This window comes from Neisseria basseii, from assembly GCF_962707005.1.
Classification (GTDB): domain Bacteria; phylum Pseudomonadota; class Gammaproteobacteria; order Burkholderiales; family Neisseriaceae; genus Neisseria; species Neisseria bergeri.
This window is the reverse complement of the sequence record NZ_CAUIXH010000017.1, coordinates 1-25,873: the sequence shown is the minus strand read 5'-3', so window position 1 is coordinate 25,873 and position 25,873 is coordinate 1. Positions and strand designations below refer to the sequence as shown.

At 50.9% G+C, this 25,873-nt stretch carries 21 protein-coding genes and 1 tRNA gene; 11 read left to right on the top strand and 11 right to left on the bottom strand.

Annotated features, from left to right (window positions below):
• Nucleotides 1-56: 56 nt before the first annotated feature.
• Nucleotides 57-515: an acetyl-CoA carboxylase biotin carboxyl carrier protein gene (accB, locus tag Q9I99_RS08680; protein ID WP_301666758.1), complete on the bottom strand. Its 459-nt coding sequence runs from the start codon at nucleotides 513-515 to the stop codon at nucleotides 57-59.
• Nucleotides 497-751, bottom strand: coding sequence for an acetyl-CoA carboxylase (locus Q9I99_RS08675; protein WP_301666775.1), 255 nt, complete (start codon nucleotides 749-751; stop codon nucleotides 497-499). Before Q9I99_RS08675 ends, accB begins: the two co-directional genes overlap by 19 nt.
• Nucleotides 752-866: 115 nt before the next feature.
• Between Q9I99_RS08675 and queA the strand changes: the two genes are divergently transcribed.
• The 3 genes from queA to Q9I99_RS08660 all read left to right on the top strand — a co-directional run bounded on the left by queA (nucleotide 867) and on the right by Q9I99_RS08660 (nucleotide 3,061).
• Nucleotides 867-1,907 (top strand): tRNA preQ1(34) S-adenosylmethionine ribosyltransferase-isomerase QueA, encoded by a 1,041-nt coding sequence (gene queA / locus Q9I99_RS08670; RefSeq protein ID WP_301666759.1) that lies wholly within the window; start codon nucleotides 867-869, stop codon nucleotides 1,905-1,907.
• Between the two features lie 264 nt (nucleotides 1,908-2,171).
• Complete coding sequence (locus Q9I99_RS08665; RefSeq protein ID WP_301666760.1) at nucleotides 2,172-2,783, top strand: hypothetical protein; 612 nt, start codon at nucleotides 2,172-2,174, stop codon at nucleotides 2,781-2,783.
• 74 nt (nucleotides 2,784-2,857) lie between these two features.
• Nucleotides 2,858-3,061 carry a hypothetical protein gene (locus Q9I99_RS08660; protein WP_301666761.1) on the top strand — a complete coding sequence of 68 codons (204 nt, stop codon included), beginning with the start codon at nucleotides 2,858-2,860 and terminating at the stop codon, nucleotides 3,059-3,061.
• Nucleotides 3,062-3,180: 119 nt separating this feature from the next.
• On the opposite strand, the gene carB is transcribed toward Q9I99_RS08660, so the two are convergent.
• From carB to pilC, 6 genes are all read right to left on the bottom strand, one after another.
• Nucleotides 3,181-6,396 (bottom strand): carbamoyl-phosphate synthase large subunit, encoded by a 3,216-nt coding sequence (carB, locus tag Q9I99_RS08655; RefSeq protein ID WP_301666762.1) that lies wholly within the window; start codon nucleotides 6,394-6,396, stop codon nucleotides 3,181-3,183.
• A 41-nt stretch (nucleotides 6,397-6,437) separates the two neighbouring features.
• Entirely contained in the window at nucleotides 6,438-7,202 is a 765-nt protein-coding gene (locus tag Q9I99_RS08650) for a DUF3825 domain-containing protein (RefSeq protein WP_196429010.1), read from the bottom strand.
• Between the two features lie 321 nt (nucleotides 7,203-7,523).
• Entirely contained in the window at nucleotides 7,524-7,781 is a 258-nt protein-coding gene (locus Q9I99_RS08645) for a SemiSWEET family transporter (RefSeq protein WP_301666763.1), read from the bottom strand.
• Nucleotides 7,782-7,901: 120 nt separating this feature from the next.
• Nucleotides 7,902-9,032 carry a glutamine-hydrolyzing carbamoyl-phosphate synthase small subunit gene (gene carA, locus Q9I99_RS08640; protein WP_301666764.1) on the bottom strand — a complete coding sequence of 377 codons (1,131 nt, stop codon included), beginning with the start codon at nucleotides 9,030-9,032 and terminating at the stop codon, nucleotides 7,902-7,904.
• A gap of 1,685 nt (nucleotides 9,033-10,717) precedes the next feature.
• Nucleotides 10,718-10,855: a hypothetical protein gene (locus Q9I99_RS08635; protein WP_301666765.1), complete on the bottom strand. Its 138-nt coding sequence runs from the start codon at nucleotides 10,853-10,855 to the stop codon at nucleotides 10,718-10,720.
• Nucleotides 10,856-10,883: 28 nt separating this feature from the next.
• Nucleotides 10,884-13,883: a PilC family type IV pilus tip adhesin gene (pilC, locus tag Q9I99_RS08630; RefSeq protein WP_301666766.1), complete on the bottom strand. Its 3,000-nt coding sequence runs from the start codon at nucleotides 13,881-13,883 to the stop codon at nucleotides 10,884-10,886.
• Between the two features lie 1,119 nt (nucleotides 13,884-15,002).
• Here pilC and Q9I99_RS08625 point away from each other — a divergent pair.
• Nucleotides 15,003-15,191: a hypothetical protein gene (locus Q9I99_RS08625; RefSeq protein ID WP_301666767.1), complete on the top strand. Its 189-nt coding sequence runs from the start codon at nucleotides 15,003-15,005 to the stop codon at nucleotides 15,189-15,191.
• A gap of 580 nt (nucleotides 15,192-15,771) precedes the next feature.
• Here the strand turns inward: Q9I99_RS08625 and apbC are convergent.
• Nucleotides 15,772-16,851 carry an iron-sulfur cluster carrier protein ApbC gene (gene apbC / locus Q9I99_RS08620; protein ID WP_301666768.1) on the bottom strand — a complete coding sequence of 360 codons (1,080 nt, stop codon included), beginning with the start codon at nucleotides 16,849-16,851 and terminating at the stop codon, nucleotides 15,772-15,774.
• Nucleotides 16,852-17,069: 218 nt separating this feature from the next.
• Here apbC and Q9I99_RS08615 point away from each other — a divergent pair.
• The 6 genes from Q9I99_RS08615 (at nucleotide 17,070) to Q9I99_RS08590 (ending at nucleotide 20,722) form a co-directional block, all read left to right on the top strand.
• Nucleotides 17,070-17,145, top strand: a tRNA-Lys gene (locus Q9I99_RS08615).
• Nucleotides 17,146-17,233: 88 nt separating this feature from the next.
• Nucleotides 17,234-17,743: a protein disulfide oxidoreductase gene (locus Q9I99_RS08610; protein ID WP_118822614.1), complete on the top strand. Its 510-nt coding sequence runs from the start codon at nucleotides 17,234-17,236 to the stop codon at nucleotides 17,741-17,743.
• Nucleotides 17,744-18,083: 340 nt separating this feature from the next.
• The gene (gene nadR, locus Q9I99_RS08605; RefSeq protein WP_002214596.1) at nucleotides 18,084-18,524 is read left to right on the top strand and encodes a MarR family adhesin repressor NadR; all 441 of its coding nucleotides are present in this window, start codon (nucleotides 18,084-18,086) and stop codon (nucleotides 18,522-18,524) included.
• Between the two features lie 114 nt (nucleotides 18,525-18,638).
• Nucleotides 18,639-19,139: a 4-hydroxyphenylacetate 3-monooxygenase, reductase component gene (gene hpaC, locus Q9I99_RS08600; RefSeq protein ID WP_301666769.1), complete on the top strand. Its 501-nt coding sequence runs from the start codon at nucleotides 18,639-18,641 to the stop codon at nucleotides 19,137-19,139.
• Nucleotides 19,140-19,171: 32 nt separating this feature from the next.
• Complete coding sequence (gene murU, locus Q9I99_RS08595; protein ID WP_301666770.1) at nucleotides 19,172-19,867, top strand: N-acetylmuramate alpha-1-phosphate uridylyltransferase MurU; 696 nt, start codon at nucleotides 19,172-19,174, stop codon at nucleotides 19,865-19,867.
• A gap of 270 nt (nucleotides 19,868-20,137) precedes the next feature.
• Nucleotides 20,138-20,722, top strand: coding sequence for a DUF4274 domain-containing protein (locus Q9I99_RS08590; protein WP_301666771.1), 585 nt, complete (start codon nucleotides 20,138-20,140; stop codon nucleotides 20,720-20,722).
• 189 nt (nucleotides 20,723-20,911) lie between these two features.
• On the opposite strand, the gene hpf is transcribed toward Q9I99_RS08590, so the two are convergent.
• Entirely contained in the window at nucleotides 20,912-21,205 is a 294-nt protein-coding gene (hpf, locus tag Q9I99_RS08585; protein WP_025457848.1) for a ribosome hibernation-promoting factor, HPF/YfiA family, read from the bottom strand.
• A 74-nt stretch (nucleotides 21,206-21,279) separates the two neighbouring features.
• Nucleotides 21,280-22,623, bottom strand: a complete 1,344-nt coding sequence (gene rpoN / locus Q9I99_RS08580; RefSeq protein ID WP_301666772.1) for an RNA polymerase factor sigma-54 — start codon at nucleotides 22,621-22,623, stop codon at nucleotides 21,280-21,282.
• A 350-nt stretch (nucleotides 22,624-22,973) separates the two neighbouring features.
• Here rpoN and katA point away from each other — a divergent pair, with 350 nt between their 5' ends.
• Nucleotides 22,974-24,488: a catalase KatA gene (gene katA, locus Q9I99_RS08575; RefSeq protein WP_301666773.1), complete on the top strand. Its 1,515-nt coding sequence runs from the start codon at nucleotides 22,974-22,976 to the stop codon at nucleotides 24,486-24,488.
• Nucleotides 24,489-25,873: the final 1,385 nt, after the last annotated feature.

The following is a 25,873-nucleotide window of genomic DNA, read 5'->3' as shown; positions in this document are numbered from 1 at the left end:
TGGAAGGAGAAAGCATTTCAGACGGCATCGGGAATCTATGCCGTCTGAAAACAGGATTATTCGATAATGAAGAGCGGTTCGCCGAATTCGACGGGGGTACCGTTTTCGACCAGGATTTCTTTGACTGTACCGGATTTTTCGGCTTCAATTTCGTTCATCAGTTTCATCGCTTCGATGATGCACAAGGTGTCGCCTGCTTTAACTTGTTGTCCGACTTCGACAAATGCGGAGGCATTCGGGCCGGGTGCGCGGTAGAACGTACCGACCATAGGTGATTTTTGCGCATTGGACAAATCTCGGGTTGCAGGTGCTGCGGCAGGCGCGGGGGTTGTTGCGGCGGGTGCCGGTGCAGGTGCGGCAGCCATGGCTGCGGCAGGTGCGGGTGCGGCATAAACCGGTGCTGTTGCGATGGTTCGGGTAATGCGGACTTTTTCTTCGCCTTCGGTAACTTCGATTTCGGCAATACCGGATTCTTCAACCAGATCGATCAGTTTTTTTAATTTGCGCAAATCCATTTTTGTTCCTTTAACGGCTGCCGGTTTTTCGGCGGGCTGTTGCGTTGGTTTTTCAGAAAACAGCCGGCTTGCGGCAACGGCGCAAACCGGGCGGAATAGGGTTTGGAAAAGTTTTTCCAACGGCGGAAAACAACCGTAATAATGTGTTTATTTTCCCGAAGTTGTCGGCAAATGTCCAGTAAAATATTAAAAAACAGCAGTTTTTGGCGGAAATATGCAAGGGGTCGGTTTCGTATGCGAGGTATGCTTTGTTGAGAGTGTTTATTCTAATTTATTGGTTTTTCGGACAAAGATGCCGTCTGAAAAAGATAAGTGCGTATAATGGCGGCTTGCCCGAATGAGAGTGTCACAATGGATATTTCAGATTTTGATTTTACCCTGCCCGAACACCTGATTGCCCAGCATCCGCCCGAAGTACGCGGCAGCAGCCGCCTTTTGGTTGCGTTGCCCGATATGCCGCTGCAAGACCGAGTATTCGGCGATTTGCCGGATTATGTCGAGGCAGGCGACGTTTTGGTGTTCAACAACACCAAAGTCATGAAGGCGCGGCTGTTTGGGCAGAAAGACAGCGGGGGCAGAATCGAGGCTTTGATTGAGCGTGTTTTAGACAGTCATACCGCACTGGCGCATATCCGTTCGTCCAAATCGCCCAAGCCCGGTATGGGGCTGGTGTTTGAAGGCGGCATCCGTGCCGTGATGGTCGGGCGTGAGGGCGAACTGTTCTGCCTGCGTTTTGAAGGCGGTCAAACTATTTACGAACTTTTGGAACAGAACGGCCATTTGCCTCTGCCGCCTTATATTGAACGTGCTGCCGATGCGGATGACGACAGCCGTTATCAAACCGTTTATGCCAAATATCAGGGGGCGGTCGCCGCGCCGACGGCGGGTCTGCATTTTACGGAAGAACTTTTGCGCCGCCTGAAAGACAAAGGCGTAGAAACCGCAGAAGTAACCTTGCACGTCGGTGCGGGGACATTCCAACCCGTGCGTGTGGAAAAAATCGAAGAACACAAAATGCACAGCGAATGGTTTGAAGTGCCGTCTGAAACCGTCGCCGCCGTTGAAGCCGCCAAAGCGCGCGGCAATAAGGTGTGGGCGGTCGGCACGACTTCCATGCGCGCCCTCGAGTCTGCCGCGCGTGCGACGGGTCGTCTGAAAGCGGGGCAGGGCGACACCGATATTTTCATCACACCGGGCTACCGTTTTAATGTTGTCGACAGGCTGGTTACCAATTTTCATTTGCCGAAATCAACGCTGCTGATGTTGGTCAGCGCGTTTTCGGGTATGGGTCATATCCGCGCCGTGTATCGTCATGCGGTTGAACGTGAATACCGTTTCTTCAGCTACGGCGATGCGATGATTTTGGGGCGGAATGAAGGAGGCGGGCTTTAAACCGCCGCTGTCCGTTGCAAGACAGATGCCGTCTGAACCGTGGTTCGGGCAGTATTTTTATGGATGTCCAGCGGTTGGATAACACACCGCCACAAATCGGGGTGCTTAGTGCCAAGATATGATGATGGTACTTTATATATTGGTGTAGAGGACTTTCTTTTAGATGAAGCTGCATTGGATTTATAAAAATAGCAATATTAAATTTAATAAAAATGCGTATTTACAACATTTGAATAAATTTGAATTTGTACAAAAGAGGGAATCATGAGTGAAAATATTCCATTCAAGATAAAGAATAAAATAAATGATATTCGATTGCTTCAAGTAGAGATTAAAAACTGGAAAATGAAAACAGAAACAGAAGTAGTTAATATTCTAAAGTTATTTGAAAAAACACCTAGAGATGAAATGTCATTATACTATTCTCCGTATTTCAAAGATGACAAATTTGCTGAGGAACTTTTACAGATAGCACTTAATTATTCAGATAATGAAAAAATACTATTGAATATCATATCTATTTTGGGGAATATGATACTAAGATACCAACTTGAAGAAACCACTGAAATTTATAATTTTATTTTATCAAAGGCTTATAAAAAAGGACTTGCAGGTTATGTTTCTAACTATTTACCGCGCTTAAAAAATTTTGAATATTACCCTGATAAATGGAAATACTTTATGAGTATGCAAAAAATGATACCAAAAAAAATTGCACATCAAAATTTGGTTCATATTATTAATCAAAATATTCAAAGTGTCCCTGAAGAATACAAAAAAGAAGTAATTTCTTTTTTACAAACAAAGCATGATTTAGCTAATAATGATGGTGGCAAGAAATTTTATTTAGATATGATAAAAAAGATCAAAAACTAAAATACGATTGACGTAATGTTTGATAGATAAAAAATAGTTACTTTCAGATATTTGCATTTTGAGGATAAGATTTTATGAATAATAAATATGAAAATATAAGAAAATTTTTATTATATCCAGATAACATTGATGACCTTTGGGAAAGTAATGATTTAATTTGGATTGATTGGAGAGAAAACGACGAATCTGTAATCAATTGCTTTAATAGTGAAATAGGAAATCTCATAGAAGTAGATTTTATAAATAATAATAAAAATATGGTGATGACACAAAATTAAAATACAGAGCTAAAGAAATAGTTGTTCTTTAAGGTAAAAAGAAAGTGAAGGCTATGTGCAACAAAATGCCGTCTGACACCGTAAAGGTTTCAGACGGCATTTCCAACCTGATTCAGGTATCAGCTGCGGTTTTTCAAACGCCCGTGCAGCTCTTGGACGCTGTACACGCCCAGATGGTCTCGGCTTTTCGCGCCTTCGCTCATCGCTTCGCCGCCGGCAGTGGTGGTGTATTGCGGCACACGTTGCTGCAATGCGCTTTGGCGGATGATGTGGCTGTCGGACACGGATTGCGGATCGCTGGAAACGGTATTCACGACCAGTGCGATTTCACCGTTTTTCAGCGCGTCGCCGATGTGCGGGCGGCCTTCGGGGACTTTATTGATGGTTTGTACAATCAGCCCCTGTTCGGTCAGGTATTGCGCCGTGCCGCGTGTGGCGCAGATGCCGTAGCCTAAAACCTGGAAGTTTTTAGCGGTTTTGATAACGCGTTCTTTGTCTTCTTCGCGCACGGAGAGGAAGATTTTGCCGGTCGGGTTGAGGCGTTCGCCCGCGCCGAGTTGGGCTTTGTAGTAGGCTTCGCCGAAGCTTGCGCCCACGCCCATGACTTCGCCGGTAGAACGCATTTCAGGGCCGAGAATGGTGTCCACACCTGGGAATTTGATGAAGGGGAACACGGCTTCTTTGACGGCATAGAAATCGGGGACAACTTCTTTTTCCACGCCTTGTTCTTTCAGGGAAATGCCTGCCATGCAGCGCGCGCCGACTTTGGCGAGCGGCACGCCGGTGGCTTTGGAGACGAAGGGAACTGTACGGCTGGCGCGCGGGTTCACTTCCAATACAAACACCACGCCGTCTTGTACGGCAAACTGCACGTTCATCAGTCCGACCACGCCCAGCGCGTAGGCCATGGCTTTGGTTTGGCGGCGGATTTCGTCTTGGATTTCTTCGCTGAGCGAGTAGGGCGGCAGCGAGCAGCCGGAGTCGCCGGAGTGGATGCCTGCCTGCTCGACGTGCTGCATAATGCCGCCGATAACGACGTCTTTGCCGTCTGAAACGCAGTCCACATCCACTTCAATCGCGTTGTTCAAGAAGAAGTCGAGTAGCACTGGGCTGTCTTCGGAAACCTGCACGGCTTCGCGCATGTATTTTTGCAACTGCTCGGCGGAGTGGACAATCTGCATCGCGCGTCCGCCCAAAACATAAGACGGGCGCACGACCAGCGGATAACCGATTTCTTCGGCTTTGACGAGCGCTTCTTCTTCGTTGTGGGCGATGCGGTTGGGCGGTTGGCGCAGACCTAAGTCGTTCAACACTTTTTGGAAGCGTTCGCGGTCTTCGGCGGCATCGATACTGTCGGCGGATGTGCCGATGATGTTCACGCCGTTTTTAACCAGCGCGTTGGCGAGTTTGAGCGGGGTTTGACCGCCGTAATGCACAATCACGCCCCATGGGTTTTCGGTGCGGACGATTTCCAACACGTCTTCCAGCGTCAGCGGCTCGAAATACAGGCGGTCGCTGGTGTCGAAGTCGGTAGATACGGTTTCGGGGTTGCAGTTCACCATGATGGTTTCAAAGCCCGATTCGCGCAGGGCGAGCGCGGCGTGAACGCAGCAGTAGTCAAACTCGATGCCCTGACCGATGCGGTTCGGGCCGCCGCCGAGAATCATCACTTTTTTACGGTCGGAAGGACGTGCTTCGCATTCCTCTTCGTAAGTGGAATAGAGGTAGGCGGTTTCGGTGGCAAACTCGGCGGCACAGGTGTCGACGCGTTTGTAAACCGGATGCAGGTTCAGCGCGTAGCGGTGTTCGCGGACTTCTTTTTCGCTTACGTTCAACAATTGTGCCAAACGTTTGTCAGAGAAGCCTTTGCGTTTCAGACGGCGTAGGGCGGCGAAATCCAAATCTTGCAGGCAGCCTGCACTGACCTGCTGCTCTTCTTTCATCAAGTCTTCGATTTGCGCCAAGAACCAAGGGTCGATGGCGCAGATTTCGTGGATTTCTTCCAACGTGAAGCCCGCGCGGAATGCGTCTGCCACAAACAGCATACGCTCAGGGCCTGGGTTGGCCAGTTCGCGGCGGATTTCGGCTTTGTCTTCGCTGCGCGGATTGAAGCCGCACAAGCCTGTTTCCAAGCCGCGCAGGGCTTTTTGGAAGCTTTCCTGAATGGTGCGACCCATCGCCATCACTTCGCCCACCGATTTCATCTGCGTGGTCAGGCGGTCGTCTGCGGCAGGGAATTTTTCAAACGCGAAACGCGGGATTTTGGTTACCACATAGTCGATGGAAGGTTCGAACGACGCGGGCGTGCGGCCGCCGGTGATGTCGTTTCGCAACTCGTCCAGCGTAAAGCCGACCGCCAGCTTCGCCGCCACTTTCGCAATCGGGAAGCCCGTTGCTTTGGAAGCCAGCGCGGACGAACGGCTCACGCGCGGGTTCATCTCAATCACAATCATCTCGCCGTTTTCAGGGTTCACCGCAAACTGAACGTTCGAGCCGCCCGTGTCCACGCCGATTTCGCGCAATACCGCCAAGCTTGCGTTGCGCATGATTTGGTATTCCTTGTCCGTCAGCGTTTGCGCCGGCGCAACCGTAATCGAGTCGCCCGTATGTACGCCCATCGGGTCGAAGTTTTCAATTGAGCAAATGATGATGCAGTTGTCGTTCTTATCGCGTACAACCTCCATCTCGTACTCTTTCCAGCCGAGGACGGACTGCTCAATCAGCAGCTCATGCGTGGGCGACGCATCGAAACCGCGTTCGCAAATCGCCAAAAACTCGTCTTTATTGTAGGCAATGCCGCCGCCCGAACCGCCCATCGTGAAAGACGGACGAATCAGCGTCGGAAAGCCGACCTGTTCCTGCGCCGCCAAAGCTTCGTTCATCGTGTGGCAGACAAAGGATTTCGGGCAGGACAAACCGATTTTTTCCATTGCTTCTTTAAAGCGTCCGCGGTCTTCCGCCTTATCGATCGCGTCTTCGGTCGCGCCGATTAATTCGACATTGTATTTCGCCAGCACGCCGTTGCGCGCCAAATCCAGCGCACAGTTCAGCGCGGTCTGGCCGCCCATCGTCGGCAGAATCGCATCGGGCCGCTCCTTGGCGATAATCTTCTCCACCGTCTGCCACATAATCGGCTCGATGTAGGTAACATCCGCCATTTCAGGGTCGGTCATGATCGTGGCGGGGTTGGAATTCACCAAAATGACTTTATAGCCTTCTTCACGCAAAGCCTTGCAGGCCTGTGCGCCCGAATAGTCAAATTCGCAGGCCTGACCGATAACGATAGGGCCGGCGCCGATGATAAGGATGGATTTTAGGTCGGTACGTTTAGGCATGGTGTTTTCCAGTTTTATGAACAGTCTTAAAGTTAAAGTTTTTAAGGGATAAGCCAATCGGTGTCAGGACGTACTAATTGACGAGCATTGTTATACGCCATATCTAATGTTAGACAAGTTGCAGCACGGTAAACTGTACCCATGTTTTCTACAACGATTGCCAAGTCTGCTTTATTTGGTTTTGCAAAACACAAAGGCAAAAGTAACTGAATACGGTTGTTATAATAATGAGGAATTGCAGTTTTATAATTACGCTTAACTCGTTCTTTTGCACTATCAATAGCCCCTTTTAGTAAGATATTTAAAGTATGGTCAGGCATACTTTTATAAGGTTCTGGAAATCTATCTTTATTATCATTAATTATATGTTCTATATTCGCTAATAACTCTTTTTTATAATCAAACACGAGGACTGATGGGTCGTCAAAGTAATGAGTCATTTCTGGAAGCTGAGCAAAGTTTGTCATATCATGCTCTCCCTTTCTGCGCCATCCATTACAATACCAAGGAGAACCTTTGGGGTTTCTATTTGTGGTGCAAAATATGAAAATTGGTTCTTGGTTAATAGTAACTAAGCCTGTATTAAAAGTTAGATATTGTCCATCTTGGGAGATTTCAATCTTATTTTCTTGTGCTAGCTTAGTATAAGTATACTTTAAGTAATTATGTAAAATGGGCTTATTCCTTGTTTCTGATACTATTTGATAGTCCCATTTTTCAGGTTCAGCAAGATTTGCTAGCTCATTAATTTGCTTATCCATATCTGGAAAAAATATCAAATCAAAAAGTTTATCAGGAAATGTCATTTTTATTTACCTCAAGAAGTTAAATAAGTGTGTTCATAATAAATAAACAAACGGTAGCAAGTCGCAGCCTGCATGTAGGGCGTGTGCGATACGCACGCACGCGTTCCCCATTTTCCCTGCAACCCCAACCCACCGCGTGCGTGCCTTGCGGCACACCCTACCGATGGATTCAAAGGCCGTCTGAAAAAACACTCGCGGCGTTTGTTCCATCCGCCTTTCGATAAAAAGCTACCTGAAAAATTCCTGCCGTTGATATTTTGGTGACTCTTTTTCAGACGACCTTTTGCATTTTTATGTTGCACAGGCCGTTTGAAAACTTCCTTAAAAACTGGTAATAAACGTAATCAGGCCCAAAATGATGCCGGGGATGTTTGCCAGTATGACGGGGTAGTCGCGTTTTTCTTTCAAAAAGCCGTAGGCAGTCCATAATGTGCAGTTGATGGCGGCAACGAAGGGTTGCAGCGGCGAGCCGTGGTTGCCTGCGAGGTTGTTTTGGATTTGCGGGATGTAGGAAACGTACATACCCACGGCGGTCAGGGTGGCGGCGGCGGAAAGGATGCGCATTTGTTTTTCAGTCAAAATAGTCCTTTCTGATTTTGGGGCGGCAAGCGGTGTCGGGATACCGTCCGTATGCCTTGTATCGGAATCTGTTTGCGGGTTCGGACGGCATACTTTCCGGATGCCGTCCGAACGGCCGGCTTATTGTTTTGCCGCCTTCATATTGCCAATGAATTTGTCGAACAGATAGCTGACATCTTGCGGGCCCGGGCTGGCTTCAGGGTGTCCTTGGAAACAGAACACGGGTTTGTCTGTCAGTTCGATACCTTGCAAGGTGTTGTCAAACAAGGATTTGTGGGTAATACGCGCGTTGGCGGGCAGGGTGTCGGCATCGACGGCGAAACCGTGGTTTTGGCTGGTGATGACGACTTTGCCGCTGTCCAAATCTTGCACAGGGTGGTTCGCTCCGTGGTGGCTGAAGCGCATTTTCAGGGTTTTCGCGCCGATGGCGAGGCTGATGAGCTGGTGTCCCAAGCAGATGCCGAAAATCGGTTTGCCGCTTTCCATCAGTTTTTGCACGGCTTCGATGGCGTAGGTGCAAGGCTCGGGGTCGCCGGGGCCGTTGGACAGGAACACGCCGTCGGGATTGAGTGCCAACACGTCTTCCGCGCTCGTTTGTGCGGGGACGACGGTCAGGCGGCAGCCGCGCGAGGCGAGCATACGCAGGATGTTGGTTTTCACGCCGAAATCGTAGGCGACGACGTGGTAAGGCTGTTCGTCAGGGGTAACGAAACCTTTGCCCAATTCCCATTCGCCTTCCGTCCATTCGTAAGTTTCCGTGCAGGAAACTTCTTTTGCCAAATCTTTGCCGACCATACTGCCGAACGCGGCGATGAGTTCTTGCGCTTTTTCGATTGTGGCATCCGCGCCGGTCAGAATCGCGCCGCCTTGCGCGCCTTTTTCGCGCAACAGCGTGGTCAGGCGGCGGGTGTCGATGTCGGCGATGGCGACGGTTTTGTTGCGTACCAAATAGTCGTGCAGGCTTTCGGAGGCGCGGAAGTTGCTGTGCAAGAGCGGCAGGTCGCGGATAATCAAGCCGGCGGCGTAAACGTTGCGGCTTTCTTCATCTTCGGCGTTGGTGCCGGTATTGCCGATGTGTGGGTAGGTGAGGGTAACGATTTGTTTGCAGTAGGACGGGTCGGTCAGGATTTCCTGATAGCCGGTCATCGAAGTATTGAACACGACTTCACCGGAAGTCGAACCTTCATAACCGATTGATGTGCCGTGAAATACACTGCCGTCAGCGAGGACGAGGAGGGCGGGGGTGCTCATAATGGGAATCCTGTTTTTAATAAAATTCTTGACAATGCCCTCTGAAGGGACTTCGGCAGGGTCATCCGGTCGGAAAAATCCGGTCAAAAAAAAACACGCCGCGCAAGATAGACGCGTAACGTGCTTTTCGGGCAAGTGCCTATACCCTGAAAGCAGCATATTTTAAGACGAAACATACCCGATTTCAAGCGCAAACGCGCCCGGCGGGCCTGTATGTTCGCGCGAAACCGGAAATCCGTGGCGTAAAACCGCCCACCCAGCGCCCCCTATGCCCGTTACGCATTTCCCCACGTCCGCCCTGCGAAACTATGGGAATACCCTAACCGTCAGAAATACCCGAACCGTCAGAAATACCCTAACCATCAGAAATACCCGAACCGTCAGGAATACCCGAACCGTCAGAAATACCCTAACCATCAGAAATACCCGAACCGTCAGGAATACCCGAACCGTCAGGAATACCCGAATCGTCAGGAATATCCGAATCGTCAGGAATATCCGAATCGTCAGGAATACCCGAACCGTCATTCCCGCGCAGGCGGGAATCCAGACCTGTCGGTGCAGAAACTTATCGGGTATAACGGTTTCTTGAGATTTTACGTCCTAGATTCCCGCCTGCGCGGGAATGACGCGTTTCATTTGCCGCCCCCATCCCGAAAAACGCAAAAAATGCCGTCTGAAAGCTCTTGTAGGGTGGGCTTCAGCCCACCGATTCCACCGTTTTCCACCGACCCTAACGATTCCGCCAATATTACCCATCCCGTAAATTCTCCATTTCCACCGATTCCGCCGAAAACCGAAGCCGCCGACTTCCCGACAGTTTGCCAAAAATTTTTGATGCGGCGGGCTGAAGCCTACCCTACAACCCACCTTTTACGAATCCTCCTACACCCTATACAACACCTTGAAAATCCACCTTGTCGGAAGTACCCGAACCGTCAGGAATACCCAAACTGTTAGGAATACCCGAACCGTCATTCCCGCGCAGGCGGGAATCCAGACCCGTCGGTGCGGAAACTTATCGGGTAAAACTGAAGGTTTCTCCAGTCCTGAGTCCTAGATTCCCACTTTCGTGGGAATGACGGGATGTAGGTTTCCTTAACCCTGCATTCTAGATTCCCGCCTGCGCGGGAATGACGGCGCATAAGTTTCCGTGTTGATTTGAGTACGCCGCAGGATGTTGCGTAGGGTAGGTTTCAGCCCACCGATTCCGCCGATTCCAACACCTCCGCCGTATCCCGCCATTTTCAGACGGCATCGGTTTGATGGCGTTTCATTTGCTGCCCCCCTCCCGAAAAACGCAAAAAATGCCGTCTGAACGCTCTTGTAGGGTAGGCTTCAGCCCACCGATTCCATCAATCCCACATTTCCACCGTTTTCACCGAATACCCCGAATCCGCCCCTTTTCACAATCCGGTTCTACGCAACTGAACCGTCATTCCCGCGCAGGCGGAAATCCAGACCTGTCGGTGCGGAAACTTATCGGGAAAACGGTTTCTTCAATCCTGAGTCCTAGATTCCCACTTTCGTGGGAATGACGGGATGTAGGTTTCCTTAACCCTGCATCCTAGATTCCCGCCTGTGTGGGAATGACGGCGCATAAGTTTCCGTGTTGATTTGAGTTTTGGTATTTTTGCCCGACGGGGTGAAAAATACAGTTGCTACGGTTCGATGTGCGGACAAATCTAGATTCCCGCCTGCGCGGGAATGACGGCATCGGTTTGACGGCGTTTTTCCCCCCCTCCCGAATTTGTCGGCGTTTCATTTGCCCCCCCCTCCGAAAAACGCAAAAAAATGCCGTCTGAAGGGCTTTCAGACGGCATTTGCGGAAAAATCGGCCGTGCGGGCGGGTCAGAAGAAGACTTCGCGCCAGCTTACCCGTTTCATATTGCAGATCGGGCCGGCAACGTCCAAGTCGGACATATCGTTCATCAGCAGCGTGTGCACGCCTTTGCTGAAGAAGCAGCGGTTGCCGGATTTTTGGAAGGGGGTGTTGTCATTGCCGCTGCCGCCCGCGTCGCCGTCTGCCGTTGTCGGGTGATCGTTTGTTTTTTGGCTGTCCAAATAGCTTGCGGTCAGCAGTTTCGGATAAACATATCCGCTCGGGCAGACGGTTTCAGTGCCTTTTTCCATACAGCCCACGGGGATATTGTTGCCTTTTGCGTCTTTTTTCTCGCCGACTTTTTTTGCCACGCGGTTATCCGGTACGACGGGGCGCGCGCTTTTCTTCGTCAGCTTGCCGCCGTCGGCGGTATTGATGCCCAAGAATGCCGTTTCCGCGCCGCAGCCGTTGGCATTGTAGTTGCGGATGGTTACAAAGGCGGTACGCAATACCACGGTCGGTTTGACGGTAACGCGCTGTCCGGGCTGCAATTTCACTACCCAGCCCTTGTCGCCCGAGCCGTCAGACCTTTTGTAGTCGCTCAAGAACAGCGTATTGTTGCCGTCTTTTGTCAGCACTTGCTCAAGCAGCCCTTTGCCCAATCCGTCTTCTGCCGGCAAAGATTCCGTATCGTTATCAAAGATACCGTAAACGTGTTGGATTTCTTGGCTTGCCACATCATCCTCAGTCAAATCGCTGCCCGTGCCGAAGATGACGACGCGTTTGTCTTTCAGTTGGGAAACGGCGGGCGCGGAAGTAATCGGTTTTGTGCCGTTGAAAATGGCGCGTGCAGACCATCTGGTCGGGTCGTTGCCGCCCAAATCAAAGCGGTACATCTTGCCGCCCCGGTCGCCGGCATAGGCGATATCGACCGTGCCGTCCAAGTCCGTATCGACAAGCGTGGGGGACGAAAGCCCACCCTTGCCGTCGGGTACATCGATTTTTTTAATCAGCGTGCCGCTGCTTTCCAAATCATACACATACAGCGCGGTTTGATTTTCTTGGCTGTCAATGTCTTTAGTCGCATAACCGGAGGCGAGGAAGGCGGCGTATTTGCCGTTGTGGGTTTTGCCGATTTGCGGCGTGCCGACGGTGTAGCCCAATCCGTTGCCTTGTACATCAAACAGGGAAACGCCGGTCTGGTTGCTTTCGGCTTTGGTCAAATCCAAGGCATACGCGCCTTTGCCGCCCTGACCCATCGCGCCGAACATAAACACGCGGCTTCCGACTTGGCGCAAGACAAAGCCGCCGTCCACGCCGTACAAGCCGCCCGTGTAGTTTTCGTTGGCAAAATTGTGCAGGTCTTTTGCCAAATCGGAATCTTGGTTATCCAAATCTTTGCGCGGCATTTCACCGGGGATGTAGCTGAGCTTCAGATTGTAGCCGCCGCCGCTTTTTTTGAAGATATGCACCATCCCGTCGTTGGCGGCGGTTGCCAGATAGTCGCCGACCGCCGTTACCGGGCTGTTGACGATGTCGCCCAAATCGCGCTTGCTGTTGTCGCGGATGCGGTATTGCTGGCTATACAGTTTGCCACGTGTGTCGGCATCTATCGCGCCATTAAAATGCTTAAACTGATCGTCGTTTGCATCGCGCCTGTCGGTCCAGCGCAATAACACGTCTTTCCACTCTTGCTGATTATTCCCATTATCGCCGATACCGAATGTGCTATTCGTAATGCCGTTAATATTGCTGTCGCTCAAGGATACGCCGTTTGCCAAGCGGATTGCCGCCTTGCGTCCGGCAAAGACGGGTTCGGTAAAACCTTTGCTTGGCAGATAATCCGCGCCGCCGTTTTTCTTATTGTTTTTATCCAAGGTGTAAAAGAGGATGCGGCTGCTTGCCGACTTGGGATCAGTAACGACCGCCGCCGCCTTGCCCGGGAAACCCGCGCCCAAAGGGGCTGGGGCGACGATGGCGTATTGTCCGCCGTCCGGGGCGGTGTTGGTATATTGCGCCCGCGTACAGCCGCCCGCGCCTATGCTCGGGAGCTGGAGTTTTACGTCGATATGGCCTTTGTCCTCCACTATGTATTTGGACGCAGTCCTACCCACTTGGCCTGCCTGGTTTTTCGGAAAGAAGGTAAATTTAGGCATATGGATTTCACCCAGTTTGATTTCCTGCGCCTGGATACTGTCTCCTGCCGGGTCTGCCAGTTTGTGCAGCTTGGCTCGCATAACGAAGGCGCGACCATTGCTCCTCTGACCATTCGGCTGAAGAATGAGAGTAGATACATTAATGTTGTCCTGACCAATTACCCAAGTTTCTTCCGCCTTACCATTTTTCAGTTCCGATACGCCCAGTTGGAATGAAATACCCAACCACGGATGATTTTTCAGCTTGTATATCGGAAGGTTATCAGGGCTGGTTGCTACTGGTGTAGTATCGAGCAAACTGTTGGTAAAGTTGAAATAAAACCGGAAAGGCAGGTCGGGACACTGGCGGCTCTGACCCGTCGATATGGAAAGATTATTTCCGAGGTCGCAGCTTAACCCGTCGAAATCGTAACCCATCTTTCCTTTGTGTGTGGTTGTCAGCCAGTCATTGGTTTTGCGCCCCTCCATATTGTCGGCATCGAGGCCGGAGACTTTACCCCATAAGGGCGCGCCGCCACCGCCGAATGTCAATTTCCCGGTTTTGCCCGCAAGCAGCGTGTCGTAGTTTGAGTAGGTAAATTCGTTAGTCAGCACGGCAAGGAAATTACATTGACTAGAACCCGGCGTAATCCCCAAGCTCACACATAATGCTTTTACAGAGCCCGGTTTAGACGTATCGGTTACTTTCTGACCGCTGCGTACCCCCGGCTGACCCGGTATTTTCCGACCTTCCACTCTTCCGTAGTCGTCAACGATAAAATTCCAAGTTTGCGTGTCTGCCGCACCGAACGCTTGTTGGGACGAAGCCGCCAAAATCATCGCGGTATAAACCGCAGTATGGCGGAGCAAGTGCCGTTTGGGTGTTTTTTTCATGTCGTTTTCCTTTTCCGTTTTCCTTTTTGGGTGAAACCCCGCCACTTGGACATCCGTCCTTCGCGGCGGCAGAATCAGACTTTGTTTGGGAGGGGCGCAACCCCTTCCGAATCGGGGCGGCACATAGGGCGACGCTTTATGTGTCGCCCTGCGTGTCGAAACATATGTTTCGCAGGGTGTTTCGTGGGTTTTGCAGGGCGGGCGCAGTGTGCTTCGCAGGGCGGGCTTCAGCCCACCAATCCAACCAAATCCATTAATCCCGCCGATTCCGCCGCCGTCATTCCCACAAACCTACATCCCGTCATTCCCACGAAAGTGGGAATCTAGGATGCGGAATCTCAAGAAACCGTTTTACCCGATAAGTTCCTGCACCGACAGACCTGGATTCCCGCTTTCGCGGGAATGACGGCGCATAAGTTTCCGTGCGGACGAGTCCGGATTCCCGCCTACGCGGGAATGACGGTATCGGTTTGACGGCATTCCGAAACGGTTGCGGGGTTTTGTCGGCAAGGTTGGCGGAATCGGCGGGATTGGTGGGCTGAAGCCCACCCTACAGCCTATCCTACGGCTTTCTATAAAAATACCTAAACCGTCATTCCTACGAACCTACATTCCGTCATTCCCACGAAAGTGGGAATCCAGAACGTAAAATCTCAAGAAACCGTTTTATCCGATAAGTTTCCGCACCGACAGACCTGGATTCCCGCTTTCGCGGTAATGACGAATCCATCCGCACGGAAACCTGTACCGCGTCATTCCCACGAAAGTGGGAATCCAGAACGTAAAATCTCAAGAAACCGTTTTATCCGATAAGTTTCCGCACCGACAGACCTGGATTCCCGCTTTCGCGGGAATGACGGAGTATCAGTTTCTGTGCGGACAAATTCAGATTCCTGCCTGTGTGGGAATGACGGTATCTGTTTGACGGCATTCCGAAACGGTTGTGGGGTTTTGTCGGAGTTGGCGGAATCGGCGGGATTGGTGGGCTGAAGCCCACCCTACAGCTTTCTATAAAAATACCTAAACCGTTATTCTTACGAACCTACATCCCGTCATTCCCACGAAAGTGGGAATCCAGAACGCAAAATCTCAAGAAACCGTTGTATCCGATAAGTTTCCGTGCCGAAGGGTCTGGATTCCCGCCTGCGCGGGAATGACGGACGGGAACGGCGCACGGGCATTGCCGGAATCTTTTGTGTTTCCATTATCATACTCTTTTTAATGCGCTATTCCAAGAATATGATGCCCTTCGGCGGCATCGCGCCTTATCTGTCCGCATCGGAACAGGGCTGTATGGCGGATGCGTAGGATGGGCGTAGGTGGGTTGCAGGGTGGGATGTAGGGTGGGCTTCAGCCCACCGATTCCACCAATGTTACCAATCACGCCGATTCCGTCAAATCCAAATCCAACCACGTCTGCCGATTCGCCGAATCACGCCTATTCCCCAAAAAACTTTGATGCGGTTAAATTGGTGGGCTGAAGCCCACCCTACGGCGCAACCTACATCCCACCCTACGGCTTGCTATAAAAATACCTGAACCGTCATTCCCGCGCAGGCGGGAATCTAGAACGTAAAATCTCAAGAAACCGTTTTATCCGATAAGTTTCTGCGCCGACAGACTTGGATTCCCGCCTGCGCGGGAATGACGGTATCGGTTTTCCGGTATTCCGAAACGGTTACGGGGTTTTGTCGGAGTTGGTGGAAATGTGGGATTGATGGGATTGGTGGGCTGAAGCCCACCCTACAGTCCACCTTACGGCTCGCTAAAGAAACTGTTTTATCCGATAAGTTTCCGCACCGACAGGTCTGGATTCCCGCTTGCGCGGGAATGACGGCATATCGGCAGGCGCGGGGTTTCAGACGGCGTTGCGGTTTCGGGCGGGGCTTTATTCGACGACGATTTTGGGGAAGCGGCTGCTGAAGTCTTTGCCTTTGTCGGCAATGCCCAGGGCGATTTGGAATGCGGCATCGGTGTAGATTTTGGCGATGGCGGGGTGCTTGTCGAACAGTTGTGCCGCCGCCCCTCCGTCCATTGCTTCGCGCACGGGCAGGCTTAAGGGAAGCTGTCCGAGCAGGGGGACGTTGAGGCGTGCGGCTAAATCTTTGCCGCCGTCCGTGCCGAACAGGGCTTCGCTGTGTCCGCAGTTGGTGCAGATGTGGACGGACATATTTTCCAATACGCCCAAAATCGGAATGTTGACTTTTCGGAACATATCCACGGCTTTGCGCGCGTCTATCAGGGCGATATCCTGCGGCGTGGTTACGATGACCGATCCGGTTACGGGGATGCGTTGGGACAGCGTGAGCTGGATGTCGCCCGTACCCGGGGGCAGGTCGATAAACAGGTAGTCCACTTCGTCCCACTCGCTTTGGAACATCAGCTGCTGCAAGGCTTGGCTGACCATCGGCCCGCGCCAAACAACGGCTTGGTCGGTATCGACGAGAAAGCCGATAGACATGACCTGTATGCCGTCTGAAGATTCGACGGGAATGAGTTTTTGGTTTTTCTGGTCGGGTTTGCGGTCGTGTACGCCCAGCATCGTGGGCTGGCTCGGACCGTAAAGGTCGGCATCGAGTACGCCGACGCGTGCGCCCATGCGCGCCATTGCGGCGGCAAGGTTGGCGGTGGTTGTTGATTTGCCCACGCCGCCTTTGCCGGAGGCGACGGCAATGATGTTTTTCACACCTTTGATGGTGGTAACGCCGGGCTGGACTTTGTGTGTGCCGATTTCGGTGTCTATGGACAGATGGATGTGTGTGTCGCCTGTCAGCGGCATCAGGATTTCCTGTATGCGGTCGGCTGTTTCTGAGGCAATGTGCGCGACAGGGAAACCGAAATGCAGGGCGATATGGATGCCGTCTGAATGCTGTTCGACCGATCGGACGGCCTTTTCGCTGCCGAGTGTGCGTGCTGTATTCGGAATACTGACAGTTTCAAGGAGTGTACGGATGTTTTGTATATTCATGATGTGTGCCTCTGTTCGCAAGTTGGGTGAGAGGAAGATAGACGGAAAGTGTACATGATTTTGGGCAGTTTGCTTTTTTCTTGTGCGAACTTTTACACGGCATGGGTCGGATTGTGAAAATCCGTTGCCAAAATATCTCGTGCAAACAGCAGTCTGCAATTAAGTCTGTAAAAATTGCTTGACGGTGGGGAAAGGAGTTGTATAATGCACGGCTTATCGGGTCGTTAGCTCAGTCGGTAGAGCAGCGGACTTTTAATCCGTTGGTCGAGCGTTCGAATCGCTCACGACCCACCAGATAGCCGAAAGCCAAGTTTTAAGACTTGGCTTTTTGTTTGCCTGTCAATCGCCGACAACAGCGTTTCCGTACTGTTTGGGAGGTTGTATGAAGAAAAAACTGCTTTCGGGCATCAAATTTGCCGTTCAGACGGCATTGGTGTTTTTATTGGTGTCGCTGTTTTTGGATTGGGTACGCAAGCCCGACGAACCTGCCGGTGCGGCAGGGCGGCCTTTGACCCTGCTGTCGGGGCAGCGGCTGACTTTGGGACAGTTTAGCCGGGATAAGGCGGTTTTGGTGTATTTTTGGGGGAGCTGGTGCGGCGTGTGCCGTTATCAGTCGCCGATAATCGATGATTTGGCGGCGGACGGCGTGCCGGTCGTCGGCGTGGCGGTACGTTCCGGCAGCGCGTCCGAAGTGGCGGCGTATATGGCAAAACGCGGCTTGGGCTTTCCGACTGTCAACGATGAGGACGGGGGTTTGGCAAGGTCTTGGCGGATTGTCGCAACGCCTGCCGTCGTTTTGGTCAAAAATGGGAAAATGGTTCACTATACGACGGGAATCAGCAGTTATTGGGGCTTGCGCGCACGAATTTTTCAGGCGGATGTTTTCGGTTAACCTTTGTTTTTGTTAAACTTTGCACTATGTAGAGAATCAAACGGAATATGCCTTGCGCGGCGGATGCGGCGGCTTTTGTTTTTTGGGAAAGAGCCGGCGCGCCTGCCGATGTAATCCCTTGTTGTGATTGTGGGAAAAATAGATTAAGATATAACTATTAAAATATTTTTAGATAGGATTATCGGAATTAAAGTCTTTTATACCCAGTCGTCCGATGCGGTTTATAGAGTATTGTTGCTATATGTTCGTTTTGTTATATAACGGTTGCATCAAAATTTACGCCCACAGGCTTTCCCGACGGTTTGAAAGTTTGATTTTCGATAACTTGGAGACTTGAACAATGCCTACCCAATCAAAACATGCGTCTATCAATATCGGTCTGATACAGGCAAGGGAAGCCCTGATGACCCAATTCAGGCCTATTCTGAATCAGGCGAATATTACCGATCAGCAATGGCGGATTATCCGTCTTTTGGCGGAAAACGGCACGCTGGACTTTCAAGATTTGGCGAATCAGGCGTGTATTCTGCGCCCCAGCCTGACCGGTATCCTGACCCGCCTTGAGAAAGCGGGTTTGGTTGTCCGCCTGAAACCTTCCAACGACCAACGCCGCGTTTTTCTGAAGCTGACTGCCGAGGGCGAGAAGCTGTATGAAGAAATCGGCGAAGAGGTGGACGAGCGTTACGACGCTATCGAGGAAGTGCTGGGCCGCGAGAAAATGCTGCTGCTTAAAGACCTGTTGGCAGAACTTGCCAAAATCGAGGATGCGTTGAACTCGTAATACGCCGTAACGCGCGGAAACGTCCGACCGACGGCTTTTTGAATCAGAACTGCTGCACATGGGGGATGCCTTGTGTGCAGCATTCTTATATAGGGGACAGTTTAAAGGGGAAAAATGGCGGATTTGCAGAAAACTTTTCAAACTTCGTTCCGTGATGCGATGGCATCTTGCGCGGCAGGTGTTCATGTCATTACGACAGAGGGATCGGCAGGACGTTACGGCATCACGATGACTGCGGTTACACCGGTTACGGATGAGCCTCCAACCGTGATGCTGTGTATCAACCGTAAAGCCCGTATCATTCCGATCCTGTCGGAAAACGGCAGCCTGTGCATCAATACGTTGGCAGACGAACATCAGGATGTGGCCGAACATTTTGCCGGATTGACCAATCTTTCGCCCGAAGAACGTTTTGCCTATCATATTTGGCATCACGGTAAAACCGGACAACCTGAAATAGAAGGAGCGTTGGCGCACCTGCACGGGCATATTGTCGGCCAACATGAAATCGGCACGCATTTTGTGTTTTACGTCAGGCTCGACGAAATTAAAAATTGCGTGGGCAAACGTCCGGCGCTGCTTTATTTCAGACGGCAGTTTAGATCTTTAGTTTAGATCTTTAGACTGATATTCGGACAGATATATATATGAAAGCGATGATACTGGCGGCAGGACGCGGCGAGCGTATGCGCCCTTTGACCGATACCACTCCGAAGCCGCTGCTCGATGTGGCGGGTAAGCCCCTAATCGGTTGGCACTTATGCCGTCTGAAGCAGGCAGGGTTTACCGAAATCGTCATCAACCACGCTTGGCTGGGTCGGCAGATAGAAGATGCTTTGGGCGACGGCTCGGCTTATGGCGTGAACATCGCCTATTCGCCCGAACCCGCAGGTGGTTTGGAAACGGCAGGCGGTATCGCACGGGCATTGCCGCTGTTGGGCGATGCCCCGTTTTTGGTTGTCAATGGCGATGTGCTGACCGATATTGATTTTGCAGCGGTGCACCGGAAGGCATCGTCCCTGCCCGAGCACATTTCCGCACATTTGTGGCTGGTGGAAAATCCGCCGCACAACCCCGACGGCGATTTTTCCCTGCTGCCCGACGGCAGCGTGCGTCCGGAAGTATCCGGCGGCAACGGATTGACATTCAGCGGCGTGGGTATTTACCGTCCTGAAATGTTCGGAGGCATCGAAGCGGGCAGTGTGGCGAAACTCGCGCCCGTATTGCGGAACGAAATGCGGCAAAACCGCGTGAGCGGACAGAAGCATACGGGCTTGTGGCTGGATGTCGGCACGGTATGCCGTCTGAAGGAAGCGCAAGCCGTTGCAGGGGCTTGGAAGTAAAACGGAACGGGATGCGGATTTGCATCCCGTTTTCTTATTGCAGCCGTCTTAACTGATGCATTGCATCTTTAAAGGTTTTCGGAACAGGTTGTGCAGAGGTATATATCGTAAATAAGCATGTATACAATAAGGAAGATGGGGATTATGTAGAGCTGGTAATTGAATAGTGTATTAAAATAATTACGATATAATTTCACGGGTTCTGATAGTAAATGACAGATATTTGTTCAAAAAAAGATAGTTACAAATCGAAATTTTAGGAGGTACAGTATGTTAACGATAAGTGATATTCTCAATGACGATTTTGAATGGGACGAAGTCAAAATTGATGACGATGAATTTGAGAAATTAAGCACAGAGCTTATTATTGATTTTCTTAAGAAAAATACTCCGAAAGAAAGACAGCTATTAGCAATAAGTTGGAACTTTGATAATTCTAAAAAAGTAATCCAGTGGATAGTTGATCAGCCAGATACTGACAGAGGCACAATCCTTTATTTGTACTGGTACATGGCACCTGATTTTTATAAAGAGAACTGTGTGGACAGAAAAGAATGCGAAGAAAAATATTCATGGGGCTTAGAAGATTATGATATTTTAGATACCATTGAAACAAACTATCTTTCTGATTTTTATAATGATCAAATTTATGCATTTAATCCGACTAACGATTTATATTCTAGAGGACATGATTGGACAAAAGGATATGACGATAGTAAAGCAAAATCAAAAATACCAGAAATAATGTTTAAGGCGTTAGATGGTGAAATTCTTGAAAGTCCAGACTGGGATGAAGGAATTCCAGAAGCCCTTTCTGTAATTATGGACAAGCTTTACAACGCTTTGGATGAATAAAAAAGATAAATCCCAGTTTGTCGAGGTAATACCTTTTAACGATAACCTTAAGCTATCGTTAAAAAGTTCATGGAGTTGAGCATCAAAACCGGTTCAAGATAAGGCGGATTTGCTTCATGTTTGGTTATGCAGGATAAACAATGCCGTCTGAAACGGAAATCTGTTTCAGACGGCATTTTGCCGATTCGGTTAGTTGCGGACTTCGCCGATTTTTTCTTTGTGTTTCAATACGGCGCGGTCAAGTTTGTCTGTAAGGGTGTCGATGGCGGCATACATGTCCTGACCGTCGGACTCGACGTGCAGGTCTTTACCGGCAAGGTGTACGTCTGCCTCGGCCTTATGGCCGGCTTTTTCCACAGACAGCGTTACAGTTATAGAAATGATGTCCGAAGCGTGGCGGTTGATGCGCTCCAGTTTCTTGGAAACATGGTTTTTGATGGCTTCGGTAACGTCAAAATTCAGACCGGTGATTTTCAGATTCATGATACAGCTCCTTCGGTGGGTTCTGTCCGTCGGCGACGGAACGGAAAAACGGGTTGTAGCATTGTGTTGAAAAATTATTCTGCGGTTTTGCGTTTGTGTGCTGCCGGAATCTCAAGGGATTCTCTGTATTTGGCAATGGTGCGGCGGGAAACCTCCATACCGCGGAAAGCCAGCAGGTTGGCGAGTGCCTCGTCAGAATAGGGCTTGCGTTTGTCTTCGCTGCCGACAAGCTGGGAGAGTGCGGCTTTAACGGCGTGTTGGCTGACGGCTTCTTTGCCTTCTTCCATTTGAACTGCCTGCGTGAAGAAATAGCGTAGCGCAAACACTCCGCGCGGGCAAGACAAATATTTTTGGTTGGCGGCTCGTGAAACGGTACTTTCTGCCACACCCAATTCGGCGGCGGCATCTTTCATCAGCAGGGGGACGAGTCCGATTTCGCCAAAAGTGAAAAAGTCTGCCTGATGTTTAACGATGTATTCGGCAAGGAGAACGACGGTTGCCTTCCTCAATTCGAGCGAATCGATACGTTGTCTGGCTTCGCTGATTTTTTCCTTCCATTCGGGCGAGAGACCTTCAGACGGCATCAGTTCGCAATATTCGCTGTTCATTTGCAGAGGAGGCAGGGAGTCTTCGTTGAAACTGACCGTCCAGCCGTCTTTACTTTCCTCAACCCAGACATCCGGGCGGATATACGGCGTGGGCGTGGACGAGGCAAAACCGGCGGCGGGAAAGGGATTGAGCGAAGCAATGAGGTCGAGTGCGGCTTCGAGTGTGCCGCTGTCGGTTTGGGGAAGGTGTTTTTTTATTCGCGCGAGGGTTTGGCTGCGGTTGCCGTCAATGCTGTCGAGGGCGTTTCGGACGATATGCAGGGCGGCGGTTTTGGCGGCGCATTCGCCCAATCTTTCTATCTGCAATATCAGCGATTCGGTCAAATCGGCGGCGGCTACGCCTGCCGGGTCAAATTTTTTCAATGCGGTCAGGGCTTGTTTCAGCATCGCCTCATCCAACATCCACTCCAAGGGCGTATGGTCGAGGATGTCTTCAATGCTGTCGGTCAGATAACCCTGCTCGTCAAGGAAATCGATGAGGATGTGGACGCAGGCGGCTTCTTGGTCGGAAAGCGGGTGTTCGCAAACCTGCGCGTGCAGGTATTGCTTGAAATCTTCTTCGCCGGCGATGTTGGACAGCATATCTTCGCCTTCGTCTCCGCCGATTTGACGCGCGGGCGCGGTGTAATGGGAAAACCCGGCATCGGAAAATTCATCCGTGTCTTTGCGTTCGAGCAGGGGATTGTCCGACAGCCAGTCCTCGACCTCGCGTTCAAGTTCGATACCCGACATCTGCAATACGCGCAAAGATTGTTGCAGCCGCTGGTCGAGCTGCTGGGTCTGTTTGAGCTTTATTCCGAGTAAGGTCATGATAATGTGGGGGAAATTGTTATTTTCAGCCTGCCGGCGCAAAAAAATGCCGCAAAGCGTCATTGCATTATAAATGGTTTTAATGGGCGGGTTCGGGTTCTGTCCGATAACAAAAAACAAACGGAAATCAAAAACCGATTGCTTATAACAATATTAAATCGATTTCATAGTTTTAATAGCGAAAATCTTGGCGTATAGTCGCATCCATAGTTTTTAAAAAAGGAAAACAAAATGTCGATTCAAGAAATTTATTGCAATCAAGAAACCGGTTACGAATACGCTTTCCGCCAAATCGTACTGTAAGCCGTTTACCCCCCCATTTGACCAACCCGAGAAAAGGAACAAGAGCGATGACTGCCTCCAAATGCCCCGTAACCCATCTGACCATGAACAACGGCGCGCCCGTTGCCGACAATCAAAACAGCCTGACCGCCGGTCCGCGCGGCCCTCTGCTGGCGCAGGATTTGTGGCTGAATGAAAAACTCGCCGACTTCGTACGCGAAGTCATCCCCGAACGCCGTATGCACGCCAAAGGTTCGGGCGCGTTCGGTACGTTTACCGTAACGCACGACATCACCAAATACACCCGCGCCAAAATCTTCAGCGAAGTCGGCAAAAAAACCGAGATGTTCGCCCGTTTCACCACCGTGGCAGGCGAACGCGGCGCAGCCGATGCGGAACGCGACATCCGAGGCTTTGCCTTGAAATTCTATACCGAAGAAGGCAACTGGGATGTGGTCGGCAACAACACGCCCGTGTTCTTCCTGCGCGATCCGCGTAAGTTCCCCGACTTGAACAAAGCCGTCAAACGCGACCCGCGCACCAATATGCGTTCCGCAACAAACAACTGGGACTTCTGGACGCTGTTGCCCGAAGCGTTGCACCAAGTTACCATCGTGATGAGCGACCGCGGTATCCCTGCCAGCTACCGCCATATGCACGGCTTCGGTTCGCATACTTACAGCTTCTGGAACGAAGCGGGCGAACGTTTCTGGGTGAAATTCCATTTCCGCAGCCAACAAGGTATTAAAAACCTGACCAACGAAGAAGCTGCAAAAATCATCGCCGACGACCGTGAAAGCCATCAGCGCGACCTGTACGAAGCCATCGAGCGCGGCGAGTTTCCGAAATGGACGATGTACATCCAAGTGATGCCTGAAGCCGATGCGGAAAAAGTACCTTATCATCCGTTTGACTTGACCAAAGTTTGGCCGAAAAAAGACTATCCGCTGATTGAAGTGGGCGAATTCGAGTTGAACCGCAATCCCGAAAACTTCTTCGCCGATGTGGAACAATCCGCTTTCGCACCGAGCAACCTCGTTCCCGGTGTCGGCGCGAGCCCCGACAAAATGTTGCAGGCGCGTTTGTTCAACTACGCCGACGCGCAACGCTACCGCTTGGGTGTGAACTTCCGCCAAATCCCCGTCAATCGTCCGCGTTGCCCCGTACACAGCAACCAGCGCGACGGACAAGGCCGCGCCGACGGCAACTACGGCAGCCTGCCGCACTACGAACCCAACAGCTTCGGCCAATGGCAGCAACAACCCGACTTCGCCGAACCGCCTTTGAAAATCAACGGCGACGCGGCACACTGGGACTACCGTCAAGACGATGACGACTACTTCAGCCAACCGCGCGCCTTGTTCAATCTGATGAGCGACGCACAGAAACAGGCATTGTTCGGCAACACCGCCGCCGCAATGGGCGACGCGCCCGACTTCATCAAATACCGCCATATCCGCAACTGCTACCGTTGCGACCCGGCATACGGCGAAGGCGTGGCAAAAGCCCTCGGACTGACCGTCGAAGACGCACAAGCTGCCCGCGCGACCGACCCTGCATTGGGACAGCCCGGTTTGCTGTAAGGGGGAATTATGTGGATGGAAATTGAAGAAATCCTGTCCCGCGCCGTCCGCTACCGGAAATAACCGGGCATAAAAATGCCGTCTGAAACGTCGTTTGACCGCTTCAGACGGCATTTCCACACCCCGCCCCGCCGTTTCAGACGGCATTTTTATATCGAATACAAATTTATATTAAATACAAAAATACCGTCATTCCCGCCCCACAGCCCACTTTTCCGCCGTCATTCCCGCACCATCCCCACCGGTTCAAACCGGCACGAAAACTTTTCCGCGTCATTCCCGCGAAAGCGGGAATCCAGAACGTAAAATCTAAAGAAACCGTTTTACCCGATAAGTTTCCGCACCGACAGACCTGGATTCCCGCCTGCGCGGGAATGACGGGATTTCTGTTTTTGATTTTTTTGTTTTTGGGGAATGACGGGATTTGAGATTGCGGGCATTTATCGGGAAAACAGCAACCCCTCCTCCGTCATTCCCACGAAAGTGGGAATCCAGGTTCGTTGAGTTTCAGCCATTTCTAATAAATTCTTGCAGCTTTGAGTTTCCGGATTCCCGCCTGCGCGGGAATGACGAATCCATCTGCACGGAAACCCGCATCCCGTCATTCCCACGAAAGTGGGAATCCAGAACGTAAAATCTAAAGAAACCGTTTTACCCGATAAGTTTCCGCACCGACAACTCTAGATTCCCGCCTGCGCGGGAATGACGGGATTGCTGTTTTTGATTTTTTTGTTTTTGCGGGAATGACGGGATTTGAGGTTGCGGGTATTTATCGGGTAAAACGGAAATTAAGCGTTGCGAAAATTTATCCGAAATCACAGCAACTTTCCCGCGTCATTCCCGCGAAAGCGGGAATCCAGAACGTAAAATCTAAAGAAACCGTTTTATCCGATAAGTTTCCGCGCCGACAAAACTGGATTCCCGCCTGCGCGGGAATGACGGTTCAACGTTCCGTAGGGCGGGACGTAGGGTGGGCTTCAGCCCGCCATTCCCGCCCCACAGCCAACTTTTCCGCGTCATTCCCACGAAAGTGGGAATCCGGGTTCGTTGAGTTTCAGCCATTTCTAATAAATTCTTGCAACTTTGAGTTTCCGGATTCCCGCCTGTGCGGGAATGACGAAATTTCTGTTTTTGATTTTTTGTTTTTGGGGAATGACGGGATTTGAGATTGCGGGCATTTATCGGGAAAACAGCAACTCCTCCTCCGTCATTCCCACAAAAGTGGGAATCCGGGTTCGTTGAGTTTCAGTCATTTCTGATAAATTCTTGCAGCTTTGAGTTTCTAGATTCCCACTTTCGTGGGAATGACGGGAAACTTATATTTCGTCATCACACCAATCCCACCCTGCCCCCCCCCAAAAAAAAAAAAAACCAAAAAAAACCCA